Below are 24,990 nucleotides of genomic sequence, written 5' to 3'. Positions count from 1 at the left end.
CGGCCCATGGGCTCGGGATCGGGGTTCACGCCTTGCGGGCCGTCAGACAGATCGGGCAGGTTCAGATCGTCGTCACTCATGGCTTAGCTCCTTCAGGCCGAGGCTTGACCGCCCATGGCGGCCTGATCGGGGGTGATGTCCGCATCGCCCTCGCGGGGCTGGGCCAGCCAGTTCTTCACGGCTTGCTCGATGCGGGATTCAATATCGGCGGTGGTGCGCTCGATGGCGCCGGAGCGCCATTCCAGCACGCAATCGGTGCGCGGCACGTCCGCGTCGGCGCGCACGATCAGCGCGCCCTCAAGTCCATGCTGGGCGGCTTCCCCTTCAAGGATTTCCGCCAGCGCGTCGGACATGGACGGGTTCACCCGGACGGCGACGCGCGGTTCGCTGCGCAGATCGGCCAGGGCTTCGGTGATGCAGTCCTTCAGCGTTTCCTCGCCATATTGCTCCAGCGCCGCGCCCGCGATGATGCGGGCGGACGCCAGCGCCAGGCGGGCGGCGTCCTGACGCATGGCTTCGGATTCCGCCTGCAGGCGGCCCAGCAGCCCGGCGACCTGATGCACCACCTGGCCGGCGGCTTCGGCGGCGGCTTCCTGGGCCTCGATCTCGGCGACCTGACGGGCGGCTTCGGCGGCCTGTTCGGCCACCATCTGCATCTCGTCTTCGGTATAGACGCGCTTGAACGTGTCGCCTTCACGCAGAATGCGGCCGTCCGGTGCGAACTCCCGGTCAAAGTCGAATTTTCTGAAGCCGTCGGTCACTGAGTTTCGGCCTTCCTAGTAGATCAGCTCGTCTTCCCCGCCGCCTTCCGACAGCAGGATTTCGCCCTTGGCGGCGAGGTCCTTGGCCTGGTTGACCATGGCCTGTTGCGCGCCATCGACGTCTTTCAGGCGCACCGGGCCCATGGACGCCATGTCCTCGCGCAGGATCTTCGCCGCCCGCTCGGACATGTTGGAGAAGAACAGGTCGCGCAGCGTGTCGGACGCGCCCTTGAGCGCCAGGCCCAGCTGGTCCTTGGGCACGCCGCGCAGAAGGGTCTGCACGCCTTGCGGGTCCAGCTTGCCCAGGTCCTCGAACACGAACATGAGCGAGCGGATCTTCTCCGCGGAATCGCGATTGCGCTCCTCGAGCGAGGCGAGGAAGCGGTTCTCGGTCTGGCGATCGAAATTGTTGAAGATGTCCGCCATCAGCTCGTGGCTGTCCTGCTTGGAGGTGCGCGCCAGATTGCTCATGAATTCCGAGCGCAGCGTCTCCTCGATCTTCTCCACGATCTCGCGCTGGACCGGCTCCATGCGCAGCATCCGGGTCACCACTTCCATGGCGAAATCCTCGGGCAGGGCGGCCAGAACGCGCGCGGCGTGGTCGGGGCGCACCTTGGAGAGCACCACGGACACGGTCTGCGGGTATTCGTTCTTGAGATAGTTCGCCAGAACCACCTCGTTCACATTGGCGAGCTTGTCCCACATGGTCCGGCCGGCGGGACCGCGCAGCTCTTCCATGATCTGGTCGACCTTGTCCTCGGGCAGGAAGGAGGACAGCAGACGCTGCGCCTGATCGACCGAGCCCACGATGGAGCCGGTCGAGGACATGGAGCCGACAAACTCCATGATCAGCTTCTCGACGGCGCCGGAGGTCACATTCCCGAGATTGACCATGGCCTGGGAGACGACGCGGATTTCCTCGTCATCCATCATTTCCCACAGCTGGCGCTGCTCGTCGCCGAGCGCCAGCAGGATGACAGCGGCCTTTTCCGCGCCCGTCATGCTGGACGGGTCGTCGATTTTCCGGCCGCGAGGGGCGGGCGCTTCAGCCATGATCAACCCTCCCCGTCATGCATCCAGGTGCGCAGGATGCTCATGGATTCATCAGGGTGCTGCTCGACCAGGGCGGCCACCTTGCGCACAGAGGACTTCTTCACCTGACCCTCGATCTGCGCGACGTCGATATGGTCATCAGAGGGGTCGCCTTCGGGCAGCATCACCGTGCCGTCCGAATTGCCCAGCAGGGCCTGGACATTGTCCGGCAGGGCCTTGCCGCCGCCGCTTCCCGCGCCCGCCAGGGCCGGGCGCGCTGCGCTGACATTGCCCACAGCGCCCTGAACGAGCGGACGAGCGACCAGGAGGATGACCAGCAGCGCGGTCACGAACAGCACGGCGATCTCGGCGATGCGCATGAAATCAAGGCGGGCGAGGCTGAAGCCTTCCGGCGCCGGCGTGCCCAGGGTGAGGTCCGGGCGATTGAAGCGCATGGAGGTGACCTGCAGGATCTGGTCGCCATCGGTCAGGGTGGTGTCGGTCGGAAAGCCGACCGCCGCCGCGACGAGATTGCGGATCTGGGTCAGCTCGGCCTCGCTGCGCGGCTCGAAGCTCAGGGTTCCGTCCTCGCCCACGACCGCCACTTCATCCACGACCACAGACACGGCGAGGCGCTCCAGATCACCCGCCTGGATGATGGAGACCGTCTCTTCCTGGGTGTTCTGGTAATTGCGTTCGGTCGTCGAGCTTTCGCTGGTGGCCAGCAGCGGCGTTTCCCCATTCGCGCCGGCCTCGGCGTCGGGCGTGTTCTCACTGACCGAGACGCCGCCGGAATTGACGGGCTCGCTGCGACGCTCCTCGACGGCGCGTCGGCTGACTTCGACCTGACCGTCCGGATCATATTCCAGGCGCGTGCGGGTCTGGCTCTCGCGGTTGATCTCTGCGGTGACGGCGACGCGCACGCCGCCCGAGCCCACAATGCCCTCCACGAGATCGCGGATCTTCTGTTGCAGATCGCGTTCGATCGCGTTCTGGCGGTCATCCAGCATGGCGCCCAGCACATCGCCCTCGGCGTCACTGGGGGCGGCCAGCAGGCGCCCCTGATCGTCGGCAAGCGTGATGCGGTTGGCCTGCAGGCCCGGCACGGCGGTGGCGACCAGATTGCGGATGGTGTTGATCTGCGCGCTCGGAAGCTCGCCGCGGACGCTGATCACGACCGAAGCGGAGGGTTCCTGCTGCTCGCGCGAGAACAGGCGGCGTTCAGGCAGCACCAGGTGAACGCGGGCGGCGGACACGGTGTTGAGGGTGTTGATCGAGCGCGCCAGCTCACCTTCGAGCGCACGCTTGGCGTTGACGTTCTGAACGAAGCTGGTGGTGCCGAGCGCATCGGTCTCGTCAAAGATCTCGTAGCCCACCGAGCCAAAGCTCAGCGCCCCGCCCGAGGCGACGCGCATCCGCGCCTCGTCGACCTGATCGGTGCTGACATAGACCGCCGATCCGCCTTCCTGCAGTTCGTAGGAGATGCCGGCCTGGTCCAGCCTCTGGCTCACGGCGGCGGCGTCCGCCGGGCCGAGGCCGGAGAACAGCAGCGCCTGGCCATTGGAGTTCATGCTCATGGTGAAAAACACCAGAGCGGCGGCCGCACCGGCGGTCAGGCCGAGTATGGCGGCCAGTCGACCGACTCCGAATCGGGAAAGCTGTTCCAGTATCGCGTTCACGCTGGGCCCTTGCTGATTTCCGAATCAGGAAAACGCCGCTCCCTGCAGCGGCTAGGCAAGTTTTTCCCACTATCCGCGTAAACGAGGTCTTAACGCGTTGAATCAAAAAACACGATCAGCGCGGCGAGTCGCAACTCGCCGCGCTGAACGCGGGCCTGAAAGAGAGGGGGGCGAACCGCCTACTGGCGGTATTGCTGAATGCGCGTGGTGCGCAGCCCGGCAAGGCCATGCCGGTCGATAGAGCGCTGCCAGGAGAGAAACTCCTCCACGGTCAGCCGGTAGCGGTCACAGGCTTCATCCAGGCTCAGCAGACCGCCGCGCACGGCGGCGACGACTTCAGCCTTGCGGCGAATAACCCAACGCTTGGTGTCCGGGCTCGGCAAATCGGCCACGGTTAAGGGGCTGCCATCAGGACCGATGACATAGTTTTCCTTCTTCGCTCGACGTTCCATCCGACCCATCCTTTTAGGAAGACCCGTCTAACGCGGGTCCTTAATGAGACGGGTTATACGCGAGGCCTCTTAAGGTGAGCCTAAAGCGCAAGGTAAAAGTGCGGTAAATCAGTTGTTTAGAAAAAATTCACCCCGACGCCGAAGCGCCGGGGTGTCAGTCGGCCGGTGGGACGGCGTTGGGTTAGCGCTTCATCTGGATCGCCTCGGCGAGCATTTCGTCCGCCGTGGTGATGATCCGGGAGCTGGCCGAATAGGCCCGCTGGGTGATGATGAGGTTGGAGAATTCCGTCGCGATATCGACGTTCGAGTTCTCGACGGTTTTCGCCGCAATGGTGCCTGACGCGCCCGAACCGGGGGCGTTCAGGGTGAAGGCGCCGGAATCCTCGGTGATCTGGAAGCTCGCGCCGCCAACCGAAGCGAGACCGTTCGGGTTGAAGACGGTGGCGACCGGAAGCTGGTAGACGCGGCGGACCACGCCGTTGGTGAAGCGCGCGGACAGGAAGCCGTCATCACTCACTTCCACGCCCGCAAAGGCGCCGAAGATCGCGCCATCCACCACGGTGGAGTCCAGGTTGGAGGGCGAGTTGAACTGGGTGATGCCGCCCGGCGTGCCGGCGGTCCCGAGATCCAGCGAGATGGTCTGTGCGCCAACGCCGGTCGACGCCGCCCAGCGGACTGCGCCTGCACCCACGGCGCCGGCGGCGTCTGATGCTTCGAACGGCAGCGAGGTGGGCAGGGTGGTCGGAGCGCCGGGCACGATCTCGCCATTGGTGTCAAAGGCGACAATGCCCGTGGCGATCTGACCGTCGATCAGCGGCGCGCCCGTGGTGACGTCAGAGGCCGGCTGGACGTGCAGCTCCACATGCCACTGGTTGGCGTTGGTGGCGTGCTTGAGGAAGGACATGGTCACGGACCGGACGCCGCCCTGGGTGTCGTAGATCTGGATGGTGCGCTCGAAATCCGGCGTCACCGTGCCCGACGCCATGTTGGTGCCGGACGCGGTCGGGTCATAGGTGGCCGCCGCGGCCGAAGGCGTCGTGCTGGCCTGCAGGTTGGCGTTGATGCGCACGCTGGAGGTGGCGTTTGCGGTGCCGCCGATATTGGACAGGTTCACCGCTTCCAGAGTGTCCACGTTGGACGGGTTCTGGTTGACCGTGCCGTCGGCCTGAACCGGCCAGGCATAAAGGTACATGCCGGCGTCATTGCGCAGATAGCCAGAGGAATCGGTCTGGAAGCCGCCCGAACGGGTGAACAGCACGGCGTCGGACGAGCCGCCCGCGGTCGGGCTGGGGCGCACGACGAAGAACCCGTCGCCGTCAATGGCCATGTCCGTGGCGCTGACGCCCGGGGTCAGAAGGCCCGACGAGTTGACGTCGAGGCGCGAATTCGAGCTGACGCCCGAAGAGGCGTAGCGGGTCTCGCCGCCGCCGCCGATCTTGTAGTTCGGCGTGAAGATCGTATCCACGCGCTTGTAGCCCACGGTGTTGACGTTGGCGATGTTGTCCGAAATCGCCGCCAGCGCTGAAGAGTTGGCGATCAGGCCGGACGCGCCGGCGGCCATGGCCGAGTTGATACTCATGACTTGCTTCCCATCGTTTTAGCCAGGGCGTCCGCTCCTTCTGGCGGAGAGCCTCGATTTTGTTGCGGAGCGGTTCGGGCTCCGGTTTCCCCGTCTTCGGGGTTAAGCGGCAGCCTCGGACTCCTCGTCCGGAGAGCTGGTGTTGGAATTGGCGGGGGCGCTGCTCGCCTCGCGCACGCTGGTCACCAGAGAGGCAGGCAGCACAAGTTCGCCATTGGCGAAGCTGACCTGGGCCTGACCGCCGCTCATCTCCACGCCCGTGACCCGGTGTGAAACGCGGGTGGCGTAATCAATGGCGTTCTTGTCGGCATCCTTGGCGATGATCTCGATCTCGTAGACGCCTTCAGGCAGGGTGTTGCCAGCCTGATCCTTGCCGTCCCAGGTCACTGCATGGACGCCTTCGCCCGTCTCGCCATCCAGGCGACGGACTTGCGTGCCCTTCTCATCGAAGATCAGGATCTCGACGCTGTCCGCTTCCTGAGACAGGCCGTATTCCCACGTCGCCTCACCATCCTGCAGGAGGTTGTAGCGGGTGTTCACAGTGGCTTCCTTGCCGATGAAGTCGAGCGCCTTGAGCTGGGCGTCGCTTTGCTGAAGCGCCAGCAGGGCCTCGAGGGATTCATTGGAGGCGATCTGTTGCTCGACCGAGGAGAACTGGACCAGTTGCTGGACGAACTGTTCGGATTCCAGCGGGTCGAGCGGATCCTGGTTTTTCAGCTGCTCGGTCAGCAGTGTCAGGAAGGTGTCGAAATTGTCCGCAAGGCCAGCGGTCGCAAGCTTTGACTGGCTTTGCGCTTGCTGGGTTTGGGCGGCTGCATTGACTTCGGTCATGATCTCGCTCTTCTGCTCAGGCGATCAGATTGACGCCGGCGCGCTGGCTCACGGCGAAGCCGTAGAGCGCGTCAGCAAGGGGGGCGGCGGGCAGGTCGGTCTCGACCTCCACGGTGAACCGGTTCCGGGCGGCGAATCCGTCCGGCGCGCTGTGCGCCTCGTCCTGGAAGCCGTTGAACGCGCCATTGTCCTGGCTCAGCGAGAAGGACAGGCCGTCCTCGCCCAGCTCGAGGCCGGCGTCGGCCAGCGCCTTTTCAAGATCTTTCGAATTGCGTTGCAGTTCGGACAGGGTGTCGGCGCGCTCTGCGCTCAGGACGGCGGACACCTTGTTGTCCGGTCCCAGCTCGAGACGGACTTCAACCCGGCCCAGCTCCGGCGGATCCAGACGGATGTCGAAGACCCGCCCGCCATCATTGAACTTGCGCGCGATCTGCGCCGCCAGGGTGTGGGTGGTCGTCGGAGCGAAGCGGGAGGCGGCATGCGCCTGGGGATGGTGCGAGGGGCGAGCGGCCTCGATGCGCGGTTCGGCCCGCACCGTACTCATGTCGAGTTCCGCATCGACCGTGTCGGCAGGCGCGTCCATGGGCGCCTCTTCCGCTATCAGGCTCTCCTGAAGCAACCAGGCGAGGGGATCGGTCGGGGCGTTCGCCGGAGCGACAGGTTGCGGCGTCGGGCGCGCTGTCGGCGTAGCGGCGTCCGGGGCTGCAGATCTGTTGGCGCCGGAGTCGGGTGCGCCCTGGGGCGTCGGCGTCTTGGCGCCCGCATCGCTCTTGTCGGCATGCCGGGACTTGTTCTGCATGCCCGGCGCCCGGTCGGAGTCCGCGCTCTGGGCTTGCTGCTGGGCCTGTTTGAAGGCGGCCTGCACCGAGGCGGCGGCCTCGGCCGGATCCGCGACAGTTTCGGCGGACCGGCTCTGACCCTGGGTCGGCTCGGGCGCGTTCTTTCCGGCGGGGGCCGTCTCGGCGGACTTCGCTTGCGCCTTCTCAGCATCAGCGTTTGCTTGCGGCGCGGCGTCCTTGGATGCCGGTGAGCTGTCGGGCGTGCTCCGGCCCTGCTGACGCGAGTCGTCAGAGCGGACAGCCTCGGCGCGTGCGGTCTGCGCATCGCGCACGGCGCGCGCCGCGTCGGCTTCGGCGTCAGCCTCGCCATCAGCGGATGACGCGGATCGGGCGGCTGACGGCTCGACCGTGCCTTCGGGCTCCGGCTCTAGCTCCGGCTCGGGGGCAGGCTGGGTCTGTTGGGGGGCGGTCTGTTCGGTCCGGGCGCGCGCCTGCTCTCCGGCTGCGGGCTGCTCCCCATCAGCGGGCGACTGGCGCGGTGCGTCAGCGGACTTGGCGGCGCTGTCCGGTTTGAAGGCGATGGTTTCGTCCGGTGCGGCGTCGTTTTGCGCAGCGGCGGCGGGCGTGATCGGCGCCGCGCTGTCTTGCGCGCCTGCACGTGCCTGCGATTGGGACGGCGACTGTGCGTCAGAGGTCTCGGGCCCGGCTTTGCCCGCTCCGGGCGGCGGAACGGCATGCGCACGCGCTTCAGCCCCGGTCTTTGCCTCGGCGTCCGCCGCTTTGGATGAGGTGGCGGCAGTCTCGGCCGTCGCCCCGGTTTCCTGGGCGTCGGTTACGGCCTGGGAAAAGACTTCGTTGAGGGCCAGAGCCGGGTTCGCGGTTTCCGGACCCTGAGGATCTGGAGTCTGGCTCTGCGCCTCGCGGGCGTCCTCCGGCCTGGTCGAAGCGCTCGCTTCGCGATTCTTGCCCTCACGCGCGCTTTCGGACTTGCGCTCGGCCTTGTCCGGACGGGAGGCTTTCTCGGCGCCGCTCTCACGGTTTCCGGGCAGCGCAAACGTCTGCGCATCCTCGCCCGACGCACGTTGAGCGCGCTTCGGGCTGGGGATTGTCGGCGCAGGGGCCGGAGGCAGACGGTCGAGCGGCATGAGCGTAAGGCTCCGCAAATCATCAAGCTGATGCGCCGCGTTTTGCTGCGTCGAGGGGGCGGGACCTTTTGTCCAGCCGAGGTCGATCCTGTCCTTCAAGGGGCGTGCCAATTCTCGAAATCCAAAAAGTGCATATAAAACAATGAATAAACTTGTCATTAGGAATTGAGTTCGGCGCCGGTCGGCAGATTTTCCCCCGCTGGGCATGACGGAATTGCCGAGCGCTCGGGCCGGTATCCGGTTTGGCCCGTTGCTTGCGCTGTAGTTGGCAGCCAGTCGGCAAGCGCACATGGGCGCGAGTCCGCCAGGGCCAAGAAAAACCTTTAAAACAAAGGTGCTTATTGGGTTTCCGGGTCGGGTTCCAGGCGTCGCGTTCTTCAGGCTGGCTAGGAAAATTCTGCCGCCAAATGGGTAAAATCGCCCCGGCGGAGCGGTATTGGAGGCGCACATGGCGCTCAATTCTGTGATCGGCAACGCCCTGTCCGGACTCAGGGCCTCGCAGCTGGGTTTGCGCACGGCGTCCAACAATGTCGCCAACGTGAACACGCCAGGCTATGCGCGCACCGAGCTCGCCATCACCTCCCGCAATGTGGCGGGGCAGGGGATGGGCGTGGATGTGCGCGGGGTCGAACGCATCACTGATGAATACCTGCTCGCCGCGTCTGTGCGCGCCAATTCCGACTTCTCTGCGGCGACCGCGCGATACTCGGCGCTGGATCGCCTGCAGGCCCAGTTCGGCAGCACGTCTGACGAGAGCTCGATCTTCGGACGCCTGAACGCCGCTTTTGATTCCCTCAGCGCCGCCGCCGCCGACAGCGCCGAAACCGTGGCGCGTCTGAGCGCCGCCTCCGAACTGCAGACCTTCTTTGATGAGACCCAGCGCCTGTCGGTCGAGATGCGCACCCTGCGCAATGAAGCGGACACCCGGATCGGCTCAGGCATTGGCCGCATCAATGAAATCCTCAAGGAAATGCAGGACCTGAACCTGCAGGCGCAATCGCTGAACGCCAGTTCGGCCGACACCAGCGGCGCCGCCAACCGTCAGGTCGAGCTTCTGGACGAGCTGTCGAGCTATATCGATGTGCGCACCAACCGCCAGCCGGACGGACGCGTCTTCGTGTCCACGGCGGATGGCGTGGCGCTGCTGGACAACTCCCGGCTGCAGCTGGAATACACCCCGGCCGGCACGGGCGCCTACGGTCTGGATTATGGCGAGATCACCGCCGTGGTCTCGGCGTCGGGCGCGCGCGTCGACCTGACCCAGAACATCACGTCGGGCGAGTTGCGCGGACTGATTGATCTGCGTGACAAGGATCTGCCGCAACTGGCGGCCGCCCTGGCCGAATACGCCGCCGGCGCGGCGGACGCGCTGAACGCGGCGCATAACGACGCCACCGCCTATCCGCCGCCCAACACGCTGACCGGCCGTGACACCAGCCTGGTGGGCGCGGATGTGCTGCAGGGTTCGGGCGCGGCCACGCTCGCCATCGTCAACAATGACGGCACGCTGGTCCAGCAGGTGGCGATCACCGTCACCGGGACCGGTTTCACCGTGGACGGCAACGCCGCCAACTCGATCACCGACCTCGTCAACGAGATCAACACCGCGCTGGGCGGCAATGGGACGGCCAGTTTCACCAATGGCCGATTGAGCATTGATGCGGCGAACGCCAATCACGGCGTCGCCCTGGCCCAGGACAGCGCCAACCCCTCTTCCATCGGGGGACGGGGCTTTGCGCATTATTTCGGCCTCAATGACATCGTGGATTCCGACCGTCCGGCCTTCTTCGAGACCGGTCTGACCGCAACCAGCGCCCATGGCCTGGCCGGCGGCGGGGTGATGAGCTTCAAGGTGCTCGGTCCCAATGGCGGACGCACCGCAGATATCGATGTCAGCGTGGCCGGCGCCACCATCCAGGATCAGCTGAACGCGTTGAACGCGGCGGGCACCGGGCTCGGCGCCTACGGCTCGTTCGGCATGGACGGCAATGGCGAGATCAGTTTCACGCCGAACGCCGGCTTCGAGCAGTATGAGGTCGTCGTCACCGGCGACACCAGTGTGCGGACCGGCACGGGCAAGTCCTTCACCACCATTTTCGGCATGTCGGACGGCGCCCGGATGAGCCGGGCGGAAGGGTTCGAGGTGCGCCCGGCGATCCGGTCGGATTCCACGCTGCTGTCGATGGCCAAGCTGGACGTGACGGGCGCGACGGTTCCGGGCGATCTGGTGGTGAGCGCCGGGGACAATCGTGGCGGCCAGGAGCTTGCGGCCGCGGGTCAGGCCAAGCGCACCTTTGATGACGCCGGCAACATGAAGGGCGGCATGTCCACCCTGATCGAATATGGCGCGAGGGTTGCGGGCAAGGTCGGCTCTGTCGCCGCGGCCGCCCAACGCGCCGAGACCGCTGCGGAATCCGTGAAGGAAGCCGCCGATATCAAGCGGTCTGACGTTGAGGGGGTGAGTCTCGATGAAGAACTCGCCCGCATGATCCAGTTCCAGCAATCCTACAACGCCGCGGCGCGCCTTCTGCAGGCCGCCCGGGAGATGTCGGATACGCTGATCAACATCGTTTAGGTCGGGAAGGGAGCTTAGAATGAGAATTTCCACCCAGGCCGCATCCCAGGCCGCCTTGAGCGATCTGATGCGCGCACAGCGTGAAGCCTATGATGCCCGCCAGCAGCTCGCCAGCGGCAAGAAAGCCCCGGATCTCAAAGGGTACGCCAACTCCGCCGAGACCATAATCGCCGCGAAGGCGGCCCAGAAACGCAGCGAGTCCTTCGTGGGCGCCAATGAGCGCGTGCTGAACCGGCTCGAGATCCAGGATCTCGCCTATCAGGAGCTCTCCACCGCCGCGACCGATCTGCGCACCGCGCTGACCACCAATGACGGCTCCTTCATGATGGACAAGGTGCAGGAGGTGTTCGACCGGGCGTCAGCCGCCCTGAACATGCGCTTCAACGGCTCCTTTGTGTTCGGCGGACGCCGGACGGACGCCGTGCCCTTCACCGCCGATACGATCGCCGATCTGCAGGCGGCGGTGCCGGACGTCTCGGCCACCTTCCAGAACGCCGCAGACCGCCAGACCACCAAGATCGAGGAAACCATCACGATCGACGTCAACGCCACCGCATCCGAGGTCGGCACGGAGTTGATGGCCTCGATCGAACGCATTGCTGACTTCAACGCCGGGCCGGACGGTCCGTTTGACGGTCAGATCACCGAAAACCAGCAGGCCTTCCTCGAAACCGAACTGGCCAACATCATTTCCGCCTTCGACACCATCAATGTGGCGATGGCGGAGAACGGCGCTCGCCAGAAACAGCTCGAAGGCTCGATCACCGGCCATGAAAAGCGCTCGGACTATCTCGAGATCATGGTGGCGGGAATTGAGGATGCGGACATGGCCGAAGCGGCCACCCGCTTCCAGCAGGCCCAGACCGCGGTCCAGGTGTCGGCGCAGACCTTTTCGCGTCTGAGCCAGATCAGCTTGCTGAATTATCTCTAGGCGTTGACGGCGCGGGCCTAATCGCCCGCGCTCTGCGCGCCCATCTGCCGGCCGCGCCGTTCGGCGGCGGCGACGGCGTTGCGCACCAGGCCCGGCAGCCCGCCCCCGCTCATCAGCGCATCCAGGCCCGCCTGGGTGGTGCCATTGGGGCTTGTCACATTGCGACGCAGTTCGTCCGGCTCGCCCAGACCCGCCTTCATCATCGCCCCGGCGCCGATCACGGTCTGCTTGGCCAGCGTCATCGCCAGCTCGCGCGGCAGGCCTTCTGCTTCGGCCGCCGCGGCCAGGGCCTCGGTGAACAGGAAGACATAGGCGGGACCGGAGCCGGACACGGCGGTCACCGCATCCATCATCCGTTCGTCCGAGATCCACTCCACCAGGCCCGCCGGCTTGAGCAGTCTTTCAGCCTGACGGATCAGGGTTTTCGTATCAGCGGCCTCATTGGCGACGCAGACCGAGACGCCTTCGCCAATGGCGGCGGGCGTGTTGGGCATGGCGCGCACGATGGGGCGTCCGGGCAGGGCGGCGGACAGGGTGCGCAGAGGCACGCCTGCGGCGATGGAGATCACCAGCGCGCCTTCCGGCAAATCCTCGCTCACCTTGCCGAGAACGGAGCGGACAAGGTCAGGCTTGATGGCGACGACCAGCGTATCCAGAGTGGCGGCGATCTGGCCGGTCAGGGCCGGGACGCATTTGACGCCATGGCTTTCCATCAGACCCTGGGCGCCCACGCCCGGTCTCGGATCGATCAGCACGATCTGGTCGGCGCTCACACCGCCGCGCGACTTGCGCAGCCAGCCTGAGGCCAGCGCGGAGCCCATGCGGCCTGCGCCGAGCAGGCCGATCCGCCCCTGTGAGTCTGCCATGTGCGTGTTCCGTGTCCTCAGGCTTCGCCGGCCGTGTCGAACATGGCGGCGGCCACTGCTTCAAGCGGGGTTTTACCGCTCCACAGCAGATAATGAAACGCCGGATACAGACGTTCGCCTGCTTCCTTGGCCGCTTCGATCATGGTGGCGGCCTGGGCGACGGAGACATTTTCCGCTTCCGGCAGGGTCAGCGCATGACGGAAGACAATGGTGCCGTCCTCGTGCCAGATTTCGAAATGGCCGATCCACAGGCGCTCATTGAGACGCGCCACCAGCTCGCACACATCCTTGTAGCGGCTGTCGGGCGTTTTCAGGTCCAGAGCCGCGAACATGTGGATGACGTCGAGATCCGGGCGATAGGAAAACCAGATCTGGTGATCGCGCCAGGAGCCGGGAACCGCCATGTGCAGTTCCAGGTCGTCGCGCTCATAGGCGTATTGAGCCGTCAGGACGGCTTGCTCGATGCTTTCCAGCGGATCCATCGAAACGACGGTTTCCTGGGTGGTGAGATCCATGATGGTCCTCTAGCCCCTCGCAGCGCCTGGCGACTCAGTGCGCCGCCCATGTCGGACGGTATGCCGCCCCGTCATCGGGGTGCAAGCGCTGTGCGTGGGGGATTTTGTAAGTGGTTTATTCAGCGGACTTTTTTGCTGTGGACGTCTTGGCCGCAGACTTGGCCCGGGTCGGCTTTTTCGCCGATTGGGCTTCCAGTTCGGCCAGGCGGGCCTCCAGCGATTCGAGCCGGGCGGCGCTGGCGTCCGCTTCGGCCCGCAGAGCTTCGAACTCGTCCCGGCTCACCAGATCCAGCTCGGACGCCATGCGTTCGGCCTGGGCGCGGAACACCGCGCGCGCTTCATCACCTGCGGCTTGCGCGGCGCTGAAGGCGTCGGTCATCAGATCGGCGAGATCTGCGAACAGGGGATTGCGTGACTGCATGACATCACCGTGTGCTCTGCTATGAAGACCCATATAGGCGTCGACGGGCCGGCTTAGCAATGCGCCGCCGCGCCGCCTGACAGTTAACAGCCGGTCCCGTCGGCCAAATTATTTTTCTGGAGCCTTCCATGATAGGCGCATGCCCCGCCAGTTTCGACCTCATCGATCCGGTCCTGTTCACCCTTCCCAAGGTCTGGATCTTCGGTCCGTTTCCGATCCGCTGGTATGCGCTCGCCTATATCGCCGGCCTGTTCGGCGGTCTGGTCTGGGTGCTCCGACTCGTCTCGAACGGCGCGTTGTGGGGCACGACGCGCAAAACCCAGACTGCGCCCTATAGCCGGGCCTTCGTGGATGATCTCGTCTTGTGGATCATGATCGGGGTCATTGTCGGCGGGCGTCTGGGCTATGTGCTCTTTTACAATACGTCGATGATCTGGGAGACGCCGCTGCGCGTTATCACCGGCATAACCGATGGCGGCATGAGCTTTCACGGCGGCCTGATCGGGGTGACGCTCGCCATGGTGCTGACCGCGCGCGCACACGCTGCGCCCTTGCTGCGGGTATCGGATGCGGTGGCGGCGGCGACGCCGATCGGCCTGTTCTTCGGACGGATGGCGAACTTCATCAATGGCGAGCTTTGGGGGCGTCCGGCGCCGGACCTGCCCTGGGCCATGCGGTTTTCCGCCGACCCGACCTGCCAGCTGCGCCATCCCAGCCAGCTCTATGAGGCGGCGCTTGAAGGTCTGGTGCTGTTCGTGATCCTGAGCGTGCTGATCTATCGCTTCAAGGCGCTGACCCGGCCCGGCCTGATCACAGGCGCCTTCCTGATCGGTTATGGCGTGTTCCGCGCGTTTGTGGAGCTGTTCCGCGAGCCCGACCGGCAGATGCCCGAAGCGCTGCAGGGCTATGTGACAATGGGCATGGTGTTGTGCATTCCCATGATCGCGCTGGGGGCCTATCTGGTCTGGCGCGCCCGCAAGGCCCCGGCTGTGGGCGAACGCGCCGCCTGAGCCGGGACGATGCCTGAGCCAAGACAGGGACTGATCCATGAGCGATGACGAGTTTCGCCCCGCGCAGATGATCTCGGAGCGTCTGGCAGAGCGCATCCGCACGGAGGGATCGCTGTCGGTGGCCGCCTTCATGGCCGAGGCGCTGTTTCATCCCATGGCGGGCTTTTACGCAACGAAAGACCCGCTGGGCGCTGCAAACGATTTCATCACGGCGCCCGAAATCAGTCAGATGTTCGGCGAGCTTCTGGGCCTGTGGGCGGCGGAATGCTGGATGCAGATGGGCGCGCCCTCGCGCTTTGAACTGATCGAGCTGGGGCCGGGCACCGGCCGGATGATGAGCGACATGCTTCGGGCTGGGCGGGCCGCGCCCGGCTTTCTGGACGCGGTCCATGTGACGCTGATCGAGGCGTCGCCCGCGCTCAAGATGGTGCAGGGCCAGACATTGGCGAGCGCCTCTGTCCCGATCAACTGGGCGAAGGATTTCGACAAGGCGCCGTCCGGTCCCGCTGTCGTCATCGGCAATGAGTTTCTCGACTGTCTGCCGATCCGTCAGGCCATCCGCCACAAGGGCCAATGGCGCGAACGGGTGGTGACGCTGCACCCCGAGGACGAAGCCCGTTTCGTCTATGGGCTGGGACCAGTGCTGGGTGAAGCGGATATGGCCTTCATCGCCCCTGGTCTGCGCGAAGCCGACGACGGCACGCTGGTGGAATTGCGCCCTGGCGATCAGCAACAGATCGACCAGCTTGCGGCCTGGTTCGACCGCGATCCGGGCTATGCCCTGTTTGTCGATTACGGGTCTGCAAAGCCTGAGACGGGCGACACGCTGCAGGCCATCCGTGCGCACCAGAAAGTGGATCCGCTGGACGCACCGGGCACGGCGGACCTCACAGCCTGGGTCGATTTCGATCGCTTGCTCAGGCTGGGCGTGGACGCCGGACTGTCGGCTTTCGGTCCCATGACCCAGGGCGATTTCCTGACCGAGCTGGGGATCGAGCAGCGCGCCGCCGTTCTGTCACGCTCGGTCGACGAGGCCGGTCAGGCCAAGCTCAAGCGTCAGATGCACCGCCTGGTCTCGCCTGAGGATATGGGGACGCTCTTCAAGCTGGCGGCCTTCAGTTCGGAAGGCTTGCCGCCGGCGCCGGGCATCGCGCCGTTCAAACGGTCTCGCTAGGCGCTGAGATGCGCCTCGATGATGCGGGCGATCACGCGTTCATATTCCTCAAGGTCGGAGGGCTTGACGAAATAGCCGTCCGCGCCGGCCTCGAGGGCGATCCGGATTTCGTCCTTGAGGTTGGAGGTGGACAGGCTGATGCACGGCACGCCGTCCATCTTGCCGCATTTCTTCACCAGTTTGATGAAGTCCGAGCCCGACATGCCGGGCAGGCGGCTGTCGACCAGGCAGAAATCAGGTTTCGCTGCGTCGCTGCGGATATAGTCGAGCGCATCCTCGGCCCGTTCGAAGACTTTCAGATCGCCATATCCTCGCGCTTCCAGCGCGCTCGTGATCAGGCTGGCGTCAATAAGGCTGTCTTCAATGATCAGGCTGGTCATCGCTGATCTCCTCGATCCGGGGAAACTGCATCAAGAACCGTGCGCCGCCGACAAAATCGGGATCCACGCTGATCTTGCCGTCATGAGCCTCCATGATCCGGGCGCAAAAGGCCAGCCCGACCCCCGACCCTGACACGTCGCTGCGATAGCGCTGCATCATCTTGAACACACCCTCGGCCTGGTTGGCCGGGATGCCGGGGCCATTGTCCGCGAATCGGACCGTCAGCCCGCCAGGCGTTTCCATGGCGTCCACGGTGAGCCGGATCTCTTCCTTGTCGGAATACTTCACGGCATTGTCCACGAGATTGCGGAAGAGGTGCGCCAGCAGGGTCTCATCGCCTTGCAGGACGGGATCGCCGATGACGTCCAGCGTGATGGGGGCGTTGGGATAATAGGCGGCCAGCAGCTTTTCGAGCAGGGGCCGCAGAGGCGCAGCGTTCGAGGCGGCCTTGGTCTCCACCAGGTCCGAATAGCTCAGCAGCGTGTCGATCAGCATCAGCATGTCACGGGACTTGGCTTTGACGTCATGCAGATAGCCCAGCACCTTGTCGTCCCCCTCCGGACCCAGCTGGCGCTGGGCCAGATCCGCCAGCAGCGAGATCTGGCGGGCCGGGGCCTTGAGGTCATGGGAGGCGCCCGCCGCAAAGTCGCGCAGGGTGCCGTTCGATCGCTCCAGATCCGCGGTCCGGCGCTGGACCTGGCGCTCCAGCGAGTTCGCCAGTTGCTGCAGCTGGCGCTCCGCGCCCACACGCAGCTGGACTTCGTCCTGCAAAGATTCGTTGGACTGTCTGAGCTGGTCCGTGCTGGGCATGGCCAGCGCCTTGGGCAGAAGCGGCCAGAGGGTGATCGCGGTCGCGACGGAGACCACGGCGGTCAGGATCTTGAGCGCGCCTTCGGTGAAATAGGCCGGGGTCCAGATCGTGTAGATCGAGAACAGGTGCGTGGTGCCGCAGAAGATGATGAACAGGATGAAGAGATAGGCGACGGGCCTGAACAGGATGTCCGGCCGTCTCAGGGAGATCAGCCAGATGACGACGGGGATGGAGAAATAGGCCAGACCGATCAGCGCATCCGAGACCACATGCATCAGCAGGATGTCCGCACGCCACAGATAACACATGCCATGGGGCATGAAGCCGTGAAGAGATTGCATGAGCGCCTCTGAGCTTGCGGAATTGCGTATCCGACACTCTAGGTTTCTGCTTAAGGGAGTGTTTCAGATGCGAGACGCGCCCTAGGCGTGTGCAGCGGGCTTTTTCCGTTCACGTCCTGATCATCATGACAGCATGGCGGGCGCCCCGCCGCTTTGCCGCACGCGCTTATCCTGCTATGAGCGCGCCGCGGCTCAGAACACGGGAGAGGGCAGATCATGAAACTGATGTGCGGCAACGCCAACCGACCACTGGCCAAGGCCATCGCCGATTATCTTGACGCCCCCCTGTCGGATGTGGAGATCGAGCGCTTCGCCGATGGCGAGCTGTTCGTGCGCATCGACGAGAACATGCGCGGCCAGGATGTCTTCATCATCCAGCCCACCTCCGAGCCCGCCAACGACCATCTGATGGAATTGCTGATCTGCATGGACGCGCTGGCTCGCGCCAGCGCCAACCGGATCACCGCCGTCATTCCCTATTTCGGCTATGCCCGTCAGGACCGCAAAACCGGCGGCCGCACCCCGATCACCGCCAAGCTGGTGGCGAACCTCGTCGCCGAGGCCGGCGCCCACCGGGTGCTGACCATCGATTTGCATGCGGGCCAGATCCAGGGCTTCTTCGACATTCCGACCGACAACCTCTTCGCCACCCCGGTGATCGAGCAGGACATCCGTCAGCACTATGATGTCGAGGACCTGCTGATCGTGTCTCCGGATGTGGGCGGGGTGGTGCGCGCACGCTCGCTGGCCGGGCGTCTGGGCGCGGACATCGCCATCGTCGACAAGCGCCGTCCCAAGGCGGGCGTGTCTGAAGTGATGAACATCATCGGCGATGTCGAAGGCCGCCGCTGCATCATCTTCGACGACATCATCGATTCCGGCGGCACGCTGTGCAACGCCGCGGCGGCGCTCAAGGAGCAGGGCGCCAAGGAAGTCTCCGCCTACATCACCCATGGCGTCCTGTCGGGCAAGGCGGTGGAGCGGATCTCCAACTCCGTCCTGAAAGAGCTTGTGGTCACCGATTCCATCGACGTGACCGCCAAGGTGGCGGCGGGCAAGAATATCCGCTCGCTGTCGGTGGCGCCGCTGCTGGGCGAGGCGATCCGCCGGATCGCCAATGACGAGTCTGTCTCCAAGCTGTTCGACTAGGCTGGAGACGCGCCGCGGAAGAGTCAGCGGATCGCTTGCGCTCCCCGCAAGCTTCCGCTATAGCCCGCGGCTCGAAAGTTCTTACTCAGTCTTGATGGCTGAACGAAGCGCGCGCCGCCAAAACCGGCGGCGCTTGCGTTTAAACCGATTTCGTATGGGACCGGACCATGAGCGATATTGTTCTCTCCGTCGAAGTGCGTGAGCGCACGGGTACTGGCGGCGCACGTGAAACCCGCCGCAACGGCTTTGTGCCGGGCGTTCTTTATGGCGGCGACAAAGGTCCCGTCTCGATCGCGCTGAAAAACAACGAAGTGATCAAGGCGATCAACTCGGGCAAATTCCTCGCCCAGATGATCACCATCGATCACAAGGGTGAAAAGCAGTCCGTGCTGACCCGCGACGTGCAATTCCACCCGGTTCGCGACGAGCCGGTGCACATCGACTTCCAGCGCGTTGACGAAAGCACCATCATCACCGTCGAAGTGACCGTGCACTTCCACAATGACGAGAAGTCTCCGGGCCTGAAGCGCGGCGGCGTTCTGAACGTTGTGCGTCACGCCGTGGAAGTGAACGTGCCGGCGGGCTCGATCCCGGATCAGATCGATGTGGACCTCTCCGGTTACGACATCGGCGATTCCATCCACATCTCCGCCGTGACCCTGCCGGAAGGCGTCACCCCGGCGATCACCGACCGCGACTTCACCATCGCCACCATCCAGAACTCTCGCGCGGCGCGTGCGACCGAGGATGAAGAGGGCGCTGAAGGCGAAGAGACCGAGGCCGAGGGCGACGAGGAGTAATCCTCTTTCCTTCGTCCGGAACGGACTTAAAAGGCGGCTGGCGGACACTGTCCCGGCCGCCTTTTTCATTTCTGGAGCGCGTCATGCATCTGATCGTTGGGCTCGGCAATCCGGGCGGCAAATACGCCGGCAACCGTCACAATGTGGGCTTCATGGCGCTGGACGCCATCGCCGAGGACTGGCGGCTGGGGCCGTGGAAGTCGCGCTTTTCCGGTCAGACCGCCGAAGGCGTGGTGGAGACCGGGCAGGGACCGAAGAAGGTCCTGCTGCTCAAGCCCCAGACCTTCTACAACGAGTCCGGCCGGGCCGTGGCCGAGGCGGCGCGCTTTTACAAGATCGAGGCGGACAAGATCATGGTCTTCCATGACGAGCTCGATCTGGCGCCCGGCAAGTTCCGTCTCAAGACCGGCGGCGGGCATGCGGGCAATAACGGCCTGCGCTCGACCAAGGCGCATATCGAGGGCGATTTCAAGCGCGGCCGCATCGGCATCGGCCATCCCGGCGACAAGAACCAGGTCACCAACTGGGTTCTGGGCGATTTCTCCAAGGCCGAGGGTGAGTGGCTGGGCCCGCTGCTGGACGCGATCGCGCGCGCCTTCCCGCTCATCCTGGAGGGCAATGAAGACGCCTTCCAGACCAGGGTGACCCATCTCGCGCCCGCGCCCTGACACCGCGCGCTGAGTCCCTGAACGCGTTTTTGACTCGCCTCTTGGTTGATCCTGTCCTTCAATGGCGCAGTCTATGGACCATGCGCGGAGGAGGGGGCGCTCATGTGGGGCAGGAAGCGGCGTGCGTTTTATGCAGTGGATCCGGTGAACCCGGACGCCATGCAGGACGGCGGAAAACCGCACTTTCTGGATAAGTTAAAGGCGGTCGTCGATGACGTGCTGGGCCCGGCGCCGCTGCATGTCTGCATCGAGGCGGCCAATCCCAGAATGCTCGGCCGCTCTTCGGACCTGCTGATGCACCTGATGCTCAGCACCAATTTCGGCAGCTCGCCGCCCTCCTCACGGAACGGGATCCAGATCCATTTCATCCCCGACCGACTGTCGGTCCCGGCGCTGGACGGGCATGTCCTGGCGATCGGGGGGCCGCGCTCCAACGTGATCTCGCGGATCGCGATGGAATACGAGATGAACTATAGCGACCGCCTGCCATTCTACCGGCGGTACACGAGCGCCTGTTTCAAGATGCGCTATACCCATATCAACCGGCGCGATTACGATGACCGGGTGCTGACCGATATCGAGTCCCTGGACGAGACCGCGCTTGAAATCATTCATCACTACTACAACGACATCAACAAGATGCGTGATCAGGTCAAGGCGAACCCCCGCTCGCCCAGCAAGGATATCTACCTGTTCAGCGCCAATCGCAGCATCCTCAGCGCGCCCAAGCGCTCGCTTCCCTCGCTGTCCATAGACCTGACCGCGCTGCAGGAGAGCGGCGTGTCCATCCTCGCCCGCCCGGTCTCGGATTTCGTGCTGTACGACCATTTCGTCGAAACGCTGCTTCCCAATGTGTTCTCGAAGGGGGTGGACCAGCACGGGCTGATCATCATGCATGGTCTTCGCAATCTGGGCACGTTCGCCGGGGCGGGCATTCTGGACGACCCGGCGCATCTGGAGACCCTCCGGTCCCGCCTGGAGCAGTTCAAGCTGCGCCGGTCGGAAGGCTCGGCGAAGGCGGACCAGCGATGCTGGAGCGTCATCCGGCCTCTGGAATATGTCTTCGAGCAGCACTCCGAGGCGGAAGCGATCAAGCTGATCTCGGGTCTGGGCTATGGCCCCATTCGCGAGATGCACGGCGAGAGCCTCGCCATTCAGGCGCAGAACACGTCGGAAGCGCTCGACGAGGCCAAGCAGAATCTTGTGGAGTGGTCACGGGTCGAGCGGTTTCAGGCAGAGATCCGACGCCAGCATTACGACAAGCCGGTCGAGAAGCGGCGACGCTCCGCGGTGAAATTCGATCAGATTGACGAGAACCAGATCCTGGACGCCATGTCCCTGCCGCGCGATCAGCACATGCGGCGCCATCAGATCTATGTGCTGGGGTGCTTTGAAGCCAAGAAAACCGTTTTCACCCAGCAGACCCGGGCGATGACCCTGATCCATGCCCTCTTCAAGGCGGGCAAGATCGGCAAGGGGCGAAAGATCTGCATCATTGGCGGCGGGATCAGCGGCATGGCCGCCGCGGTGGCGGCTGCGGAAACCGGTACCCGGGTCGTCTTGCTGGAAAAAGAGCCCGAGCTTGTCCCGGTCATTGATCGCAAGAGCCAGCGCTATCTGCATCCGCGTTTCTATGACTGGCCGGAAAAGGGCTGTGAGCACGGCTCGACCGATTTTCCGCTGCCCGCGCTCAACTGGACCGCCGGCCGCGCCGAGACCGTCATCAGCACGCTCGTTGATCAGTTCGAGGCGTATCAGGCCCGTCGCGCCAGTCTCGGCGATTACACCGATTTCTCGGTGTATCGCGAGTTCCCGGTGCAAATGCTGCTGTTTGACCGCCAGAACCGGAAGCACATCGTCGCGAACTGGCATTTCGGCGTTGATGAGGATGGCGAGATGAGAGCGGTCACAGAGCCGCGGTCCATTCAGGAACAACTTGAAAGAAGACGCCGCAAACACGCGACGGCGACCGAAGCCGACCTCCTGGCCGAACGGCGCATGAAAGCCTCCGCCTATATCGCGCATTTGCAGAAAATGGGGGAGGGCGATCACGGCTATCCCGCCAGACGGGATCCCAGGGCGTCAGCGGCTGAGGAGTACAACGCCGCCGACGACCCCTGGTCGATCGTGGACTGTGACGTGGTGGTCTTCGCCACGGGCTTCGGAGCCGAGATCCCCAGGGAGTTCAACGCGAAGGTCAATCCGCCTATGCCGGAGGACCTGATCCTGAACAAGGGATACTGGACGCCAGACGAAACCGGTTTCGGGCGCGCCAGCGAACCCTTGGAGATCAAGGAAGATGCAGAGAGCGCGCCGGACCGGCTGTTCGTGGTGTCGGGCTCGGGGGATGGCGCGCTCGTGGACATTCTCCGGCTGTGCATCGAGAACTTTGACCATGAGCGGCTGGTCAATGAGCTCAACGCGCTCCTGTCGCCCCGGCTGAATGGCGCGGTCTGGGCCAACCAGTCCGATGTTCTGGTCTATGGCGACGAGCTCTCGCGCTTGTTTGAATCAGATGACTTCAAGCTGGTCGAAGGCGAAAAGGACCGGTTGGCGCAGATCGACCAGGTCATGTCCGGCTTTGATATTGACGCCTTCCTCGACCGGCTGGATGTGAAGCTCAACCCCGTCCAGGTCTATAATGTCGCCAATGTTCCGCAGCCTTTCTGGCCGGCCTCCTGTACGGCCCACCGGCTGCTGGTCTGGTGCCTGTTCAAGAAAGGCCGGGTGCGCTTCATCGAGGGCGCCATCACCGGCTATGAGGCCGATGAGGCCCAGAAGGCGCTGCACATCCGGCGCAAGCTTGCGGGCAAGACGCGCCGGATCAACCCGTCCGGGGTGGTGATCCGTCACGGGGTGGGGCAGCGGCATGCCGGATTCCTGAAGATCCAGGGCGTGCTGGATGAGGAATCCCGGTCGCACGAGGATATCGCCAATGATGGTCGCCGGCTGGTGGCGCTCTTGCGCCTGTCCAATACGCTGCACCCGGAAACGGAGAAGTTCTTCCGTCACACCATCAAGCATCTGAAATAGGGGATGCGGGGCGCGGCCCGGACGGGCCCGTCCCGCATGAACGGAAGTTCACAATTCCGCCAGCTTTCCGGCGGGAAGACGCCCTCAAAAACACGCCAGAATACCCCGATTTCGGCCATCTGCGGACACAAGCGCTCATCATATTCGATCCTGCCAGACGACGAGGCGGCCCTCAGACGCCCCGTGACTGTCCGGCCTAGAGCAAGGAGAGAGACTGATGAAACGCCAAGTTCTGATTTCGACGATCGCTGCTGCTGCTTTCGCAGGCGCTGCATTCGCTGAAGCCCCGATGTTCGACACTGTCGACACCGATGGCGACGGCGTGATCACCCTGTCTGAAGCGCAAGCTGTTGCGCCGGAACTGACCGAAGACGAATTCGCTGCGTTCGACGTGAACGCCGATGGCGGCCTGGACCAGGCCGAGTTCGAAGCCTGGGCGGCGACGCTTCCGGCTGACGAAGAGCACGGCGAAGGCCACTAAGCCTTACTGCGCTTCACACCCTCTGCACGTCCCCCCACGTGCACCCCGGGGCCGGTCGCCATGCGACCGGCCCTGTTTGTTGGGGCGGACATGAACGGGCTGACAGGCTTGCGGCGAGCGGGCCTTATTCGCGCCCCGGACTTTCCCTTTTGCCGCCCTTGTGAGGTCACAGCGCCGGATCAGATTGATCCTCGCTCCTCCCCGAGCGCCCGCCGCAAGGCGGATGAACCTTCCCATCTGGCCGGTTGCTTCGCGCAGCCGGCCATTTTTTTTCAGGCGATGAGGGGATGTCTGACCGCGCCGGCTCAGGCCGGGATCGTCAGCGGGTTCCGGAGCACAAGAAGCGCGATATAGCTCACATAGGCGAGCGTCATGACGAGGCCCGAAACCCGTCCGATGGGGCGGCGAAACAGGGCGAAGGCGAGAATGGCGAGGGCGGCAGCGGTCATGACCCAGAAGTCCAGCTGGATGAACTGGTCCGAGACGGGGGCCGGCTGGCCGGTCGCAAAGCTCGCCGCAAGACCGGTAATGCCGCCCACGGCGCTGATATTGAAGATGTTGGAGCCGACCACATTGCCGATGGCCATGTCCGCCTGCTTGCGCAGTGCGGCGACGAGCGCGGTGGCGAGCTCGGGCAGGGACGTGCCGAAGGCCAGGATCGTCAGTCCGATCACGGCGTCGGGGACATTGAACAGCGCGGCGATGCCCACGCCGCCATCCACGATCAGCTGGGCGCCGATCGGCAGCATCACCAGGCCGCCCAGAAGGAAGAGCGCCACCATGGGCGCCTTGGCGGGCAGGCCGTCCATATGCTCGATATCGGTGAGCTCGGCGATCATGGGATCGTCAGCATGCGCCTTCGCGGTCAGCGCCAGGAAGCTGACATAGCCGACAATGCCCACCGCCAGGATCGCGCCATCCATCAGCGACAATGCGCCATCCAGACACAGGGCGATGAAGAGCGCGGTGAAGCCCAGCGCGATGAAGGCGTTGCGTTTGACGCCGGTGGCGGTGGAGGCGATGGGCGCAAGCAATGCGGGCAGGCCAAGCACCAGTAGGACATTGGCGATGTTGGAGCCGACGATATTGCCGATGGCGAGCCCCGGCGCGCCTTCAACCGCCGCGGCGGCGCTGACGACCATTTCGGGCGCGCTGGTGCCGAAAGCGACGATGGTCAGTCCCACCAGAAGCGGCGGCACGCCCGCCTTGCTGGCCAGCGCGGTGGCGCCGCGCACCAGGATGTCGCCGCCCGTCAGAAGGACGACGATGCCGCCAAGCACCATCAGGCTGAAAAGAAGGATGTCGGGCATGAGGACCTGCGTCTGTGGCGGGCTAGGCCCGCGAGCGCCCTAGTCCAGACGCTTGTTGTCGATCAGGTTCAGAATGCCGAAAATGCCGACTGCGAGGCCGAGAGCGACAAGAGCTGCCATGGGACGGGTCCTTCCTGAGTGTCTGAGCGGGCGCGCACTGCGCCAACGCCTGCGATATAGCGTGATGCGAGGCCGAGAGAAAGACTGATGGCTTCAAGTTCACCAGTCATTGACACCCTTAAGTCAAGGTTGCACACCAGCCCTAA

General features: G+C 64.5%; 22 protein-coding genes. 9 read left to right on the top strand and 13 right to left on the bottom strand.

The genetic code is table 11. The annotated features are described in order from the left end of the window. Window positions 1-92: 92 nt before the first annotated feature. From B2Z70_RS11915 to B2Z70_RS11885, 7 genes are all read right to left on the bottom strand, one after another. Entirely contained in the window at window positions 93-761 is a 669-nt protein-coding gene (locus tag B2Z70_RS11915; protein WP_009803054.1) for a FliH/SctL family protein, read from the bottom strand. A 15-nt stretch (window positions 762-776) separates the two neighbouring features. Beyond that, a complete protein-coding gene (gene fliG, locus B2Z70_RS11910; RefSeq protein ID WP_371262346.1) occupies window positions 777-1,763 on the bottom strand; it encodes a flagellar motor switch protein FliG in 987 nt (328 codons plus the stop codon). 53 nt (window positions 1,764-1,816) lie between these two features. Continuing rightward, window positions 1,817-3,472, bottom strand: coding sequence for a flagellar basal-body MS-ring/collar protein FliF (gene fliF, locus B2Z70_RS11905; RefSeq protein ID WP_292983523.1), 1,656 nt, complete (start codon window positions 3,470-3,472; stop codon window positions 1,817-1,819). A gap of 179 nt (window positions 3,473-3,651) precedes the next feature. Further along, window positions 3,652-3,924, bottom strand: coding sequence for a CtrA inhibitor SciP (sciP, locus tag B2Z70_RS11900; protein WP_009803057.1), 273 nt, complete (start codon window positions 3,922-3,924; stop codon window positions 3,652-3,654). Between the two features lie 181 nt (window positions 3,925-4,105). After that, the gene (locus tag B2Z70_RS11895) at window positions 4,106-5,503 is read right to left on the bottom strand and encodes a flagellar hook protein FlgE (protein ID WP_009803058.1); all 1,398 of its coding nucleotides are present in this window, start codon (window positions 5,501-5,503) and stop codon (window positions 4,106-4,108) included. 102 nt (window positions 5,504-5,605) lie between these two features. After that, window positions 5,606-6,334 (bottom strand): flagellar hook assembly protein FlgD, encoded by a 729-nt coding sequence (locus B2Z70_RS11890; protein ID WP_292983522.1) that lies wholly within the window; start codon window positions 6,332-6,334, stop codon window positions 5,606-5,608. A 16-nt stretch (window positions 6,335-6,350) separates the two neighbouring features. After that, a complete protein-coding gene (locus tag B2Z70_RS11885) occupies window positions 6,351-8,258 on the bottom strand; it encodes a flagellar hook-length control protein FliK (RefSeq protein ID WP_292983521.1) in 1,908 nt (635 codons plus the stop codon). A gap of 448 nt (window positions 8,259-8,706) precedes the next feature. Here B2Z70_RS11885 and flgK point away from each other — a divergent pair, with 448 nt between their 5' ends. Both flgK and B2Z70_RS11875 read left to right on the top strand, forming a co-directional pair. Then, window positions 8,707-10,833: a flagellar hook-associated protein FlgK gene (flgK, locus tag B2Z70_RS11880; protein WP_009803061.1), complete on the top strand. Its 2,127-nt coding sequence runs from the start codon at window positions 8,707-8,709 to the stop codon at window positions 10,831-10,833. A gap of 19 nt (window positions 10,834-10,852) precedes the next feature. Then, complete coding sequence (locus B2Z70_RS11875) at window positions 10,853-11,764, top strand: flagellin (RefSeq protein WP_009803062.1); 912 nt, start codon at window positions 10,853-10,855, stop codon at window positions 11,762-11,764. Between the two features lie 17 nt (window positions 11,765-11,781). Here B2Z70_RS11875 and proC read toward each other — a convergent pair whose 3' ends face one another. The 3 genes from proC to B2Z70_RS11860 form a co-directional block, all read right to left on the bottom strand. After that, on the bottom strand, window positions 11,782-12,630 hold the full coding sequence (gene proC / locus B2Z70_RS11870; protein WP_292983518.1) for a pyrroline-5-carboxylate reductase: 849 nt from the start codon (window positions 12,628-12,630) through the stop codon (window positions 11,782-11,784). A gap of 17 nt (window positions 12,631-12,647) precedes the next feature. Further along, window positions 12,648-13,145, bottom strand: a complete 498-nt coding sequence (locus B2Z70_RS11865; RefSeq protein ID WP_009803064.1) for a type III secretion system chaperone family protein — start codon at window positions 13,143-13,145, stop codon at window positions 12,648-12,650. Between the two features lie 115 nt (window positions 13,146-13,260). Continuing rightward, complete coding sequence (locus B2Z70_RS11860) at window positions 13,261-13,566, bottom strand: accessory factor UbiK family protein (protein WP_009803065.1); 306 nt, start codon at window positions 13,564-13,566, stop codon at window positions 13,261-13,263. Window positions 13,567-13,694: 128 nt separating this feature from the next. Here B2Z70_RS11860 and lgt point away from each other — a divergent pair, with 128 nt between their 5' ends. Both lgt and B2Z70_RS11850 read left to right on the top strand, forming a co-directional pair. Further along, the gene (lgt, locus tag B2Z70_RS11855) at window positions 13,695-14,576 is read left to right on the top strand and encodes a prolipoprotein diacylglyceryl transferase (RefSeq protein WP_292983516.1); all 882 of its coding nucleotides are present in this window, start codon (window positions 13,695-13,697) and stop codon (window positions 14,574-14,576) included. A 37-nt stretch (window positions 14,577-14,613) separates the two neighbouring features. Continuing rightward, on the top strand, window positions 14,614-15,750 hold the full coding sequence (locus B2Z70_RS11850; protein WP_292983514.1) for a class I SAM-dependent methyltransferase: 1,137 nt from the start codon (window positions 14,614-14,616) through the stop codon (window positions 15,748-15,750). Here the strand turns inward: B2Z70_RS11850 and B2Z70_RS11845 are convergent. Both B2Z70_RS11845 and B2Z70_RS11840 read right to left on the bottom strand, forming a co-directional pair. Further along, window positions 15,747-16,130, bottom strand: a complete 384-nt coding sequence (locus B2Z70_RS11845; protein ID WP_009803068.1) for a response regulator — start codon at window positions 16,128-16,130, stop codon at window positions 15,747-15,749. The genes B2Z70_RS11850 and B2Z70_RS11845 overlap by 4 nt on opposite strands. Next, window positions 16,111-17,283: a sensor histidine kinase gene (locus B2Z70_RS11840; RefSeq protein ID WP_292983512.1), complete on the bottom strand. Its 1,173-nt coding sequence runs from the start codon at window positions 17,281-17,283 to the stop codon at window positions 16,111-16,113. Before B2Z70_RS11840 ends, B2Z70_RS11845 begins: the two co-directional genes overlap by 20 nt. 216 nt (window positions 17,284-17,499) lie before the next feature. Here B2Z70_RS11840 and B2Z70_RS11835 point away from each other — a divergent pair, with 216 nt between their 5' ends. The 5 genes from B2Z70_RS11835 to B2Z70_RS11815 all read left to right on the top strand — a co-directional run bounded on the left by B2Z70_RS11835 (window position 17,500) and on the right by B2Z70_RS11815 (window position 23,414). Continuing rightward, window positions 17,500-18,432 (top strand): ribose-phosphate pyrophosphokinase, encoded by a 933-nt coding sequence (locus B2Z70_RS11835; RefSeq protein WP_009803070.1) that lies wholly within the window; start codon window positions 17,500-17,502, stop codon window positions 18,430-18,432. A gap of 167 nt (window positions 18,433-18,599) precedes the next feature. Further along, window positions 18,600-19,232, top strand: coding sequence for a 50S ribosomal protein L25/general stress protein Ctc (locus B2Z70_RS11830; protein ID WP_009803071.1), 633 nt, complete (start codon window positions 18,600-18,602; stop codon window positions 19,230-19,232). 83 nt (window positions 19,233-19,315) lie between these two features. Further along, window positions 19,316-19,900, top strand: a complete 585-nt coding sequence (pth, locus tag B2Z70_RS11825; RefSeq protein ID WP_009803072.1) for an aminoacyl-tRNA hydrolase — start codon at window positions 19,316-19,318, stop codon at window positions 19,898-19,900. Between the two features lie 102 nt (window positions 19,901-20,002). After that, complete coding sequence (locus B2Z70_RS11820) at window positions 20,003-22,933, top strand: FAD-dependent oxidoreductase (protein ID WP_292983508.1); 2,931 nt, start codon at window positions 20,003-20,005, stop codon at window positions 22,931-22,933. A 217-nt stretch (window positions 22,934-23,150) separates the two neighbouring features. Then, window positions 23,151-23,414: an EF-hand domain-containing protein gene (locus B2Z70_RS11815; protein WP_009803074.1), complete on the top strand. Its 264-nt coding sequence runs from the start codon at window positions 23,151-23,153 to the stop codon at window positions 23,412-23,414. Between the two features lie 305 nt (window positions 23,415-23,719). Here the strand turns inward: B2Z70_RS11815 and B2Z70_RS11810 are convergent, their stop codons facing one another. Further along, window positions 23,720-24,724 (bottom strand): calcium/sodium antiporter, encoded by a 1,005-nt coding sequence (locus B2Z70_RS11810; protein ID WP_009803075.1) that lies wholly within the window; start codon window positions 24,722-24,724, stop codon window positions 23,720-23,722. Between the last annotated feature and the right edge of the window lie 266 nt (window positions 24,725-24,990).

Source organism: Oceanicaulis sp. UBA6590, from assembly GCF_002433705.1.
In the GTDB taxonomy this organism is placed as follows: Bacteria; Pseudomonadota; Alphaproteobacteria; order Caulobacterales; family Maricaulaceae; genus Oceanicaulis.
The sequence above is the reverse complement of the archived record's forward strand: the minus strand, read 5'-3'. Positions and strand labels throughout refer to the sequence as shown.

Coding starts and splice junctions, on each gene's coding strand:
- proC (WP_292983518.1), bottom strand. CDS start 12,630: ATGGCAGACTCACAGGGGCGGATCGGCCTGCTCGGCGCAGGCCGCATG.
- B2Z70_RS11895 (WP_009803058.1), bottom strand. CDS start 5,503: ATGAGTATCAACTCGGCCATGGCCGCCGGCGCGTCCGGCCTGATCGCC.
- B2Z70_RS11860 (WP_009803065.1), bottom strand. CDS start 13,566: ATGCAGTCACGCAATCCCCTGTTCGCAGATCTCGCCGATCTGATGACC.
- B2Z70_RS11890 (WP_292983522.1), bottom strand. CDS start 6,334: ATGACCGAAGTCAATGCAGCCGCCCAAACCCAGCAAGCGCAAAGCCAG.
- B2Z70_RS11875 (WP_009803062.1), top strand. CDS start 10,853: ATGAGAATTTCCACCCAGGCCGCATCCCAGGCCGCCTTGAGCGATCTG.
- fliG (WP_371262346.1), bottom strand. CDS start 1,763: ATGACGGGCGCGGAAAAGGCCGCTGTCATCCTGCTGGCGCTCGGCGAC.
- B2Z70_RS11815 (WP_009803074.1), top strand. CDS start 23,151: ATGAAACGCCAAGTTCTGATTTCGACGATCGCTGCTGCTGCTTTCGCA.
- pth (WP_009803072.1), top strand. CDS start 19,316: ATGCATCTGATCGTTGGGCTCGGCAATCCGGGCGGCAAATACGCCGGC.
- B2Z70_RS11830 (WP_009803071.1), top strand. CDS start 18,600: ATGAGCGATATTGTTCTCTCCGTCGAAGTGCGTGAGCGCACGGGTACT.
- B2Z70_RS11810 (WP_009803075.1), bottom strand. CDS start 24,724: ATGCCCGACATCCTTCTTTTCAGCCTGATGGTGCTTGGCGGCATCGTC.
- B2Z70_RS11865 (WP_009803064.1), bottom strand. CDS start 13,145: ATGGATCTCACCACCCAGGAAACCGTCGTTTCGATGGATCCGCTGGAA.
- B2Z70_RS11835 (WP_009803070.1), top strand. CDS start 17,500: ATGAAACTGATGTGCGGCAACGCCAACCGACCACTGGCCAAGGCCATC.
- lgt (WP_292983516.1), top strand. CDS start 13,695: ATGATAGGCGCATGCCCCGCCAGTTTCGACCTCATCGATCCGGTCCTG.
- B2Z70_RS11845 (WP_009803068.1), bottom strand. CDS start 16,130: ATGACCAGCCTGATCATTGAAGACAGCCTTATTGACGCCAGCCTGATC.
- B2Z70_RS11885 (WP_292983521.1), bottom strand. CDS start 8,258: ATGCCGCTCGACCGTCTGCCTCCGGCCCCTGCGCCGACAATCCCCAGC.
- B2Z70_RS11820 (WP_292983508.1), top strand. CDS start 20,003: ATGTGGGGCAGGAAGCGGCGTGCGTTTTATGCAGTGGATCCGGTGAAC.
- flgK (WP_009803061.1), top strand. CDS start 8,707: ATGGCGCTCAATTCTGTGATCGGCAACGCCCTGTCCGGACTCAGGGCC.
- B2Z70_RS11840 (WP_292983512.1), bottom strand. CDS start 17,283: ATGCAATCTCTTCACGGCTTCATGCCCCATGGCATGTGTTATCTGTGG.
- B2Z70_RS11850 (WP_292983514.1), top strand. CDS start 14,614: ATGAGCGATGACGAGTTTCGCCCCGCGCAGATGATCTCGGAGCGTCTG.
- sciP (WP_009803057.1), bottom strand. CDS start 3,924: ATGGAACGTCGAGCGAAGAAGGAAAACTATGTCATCGGTCCTGATGGC.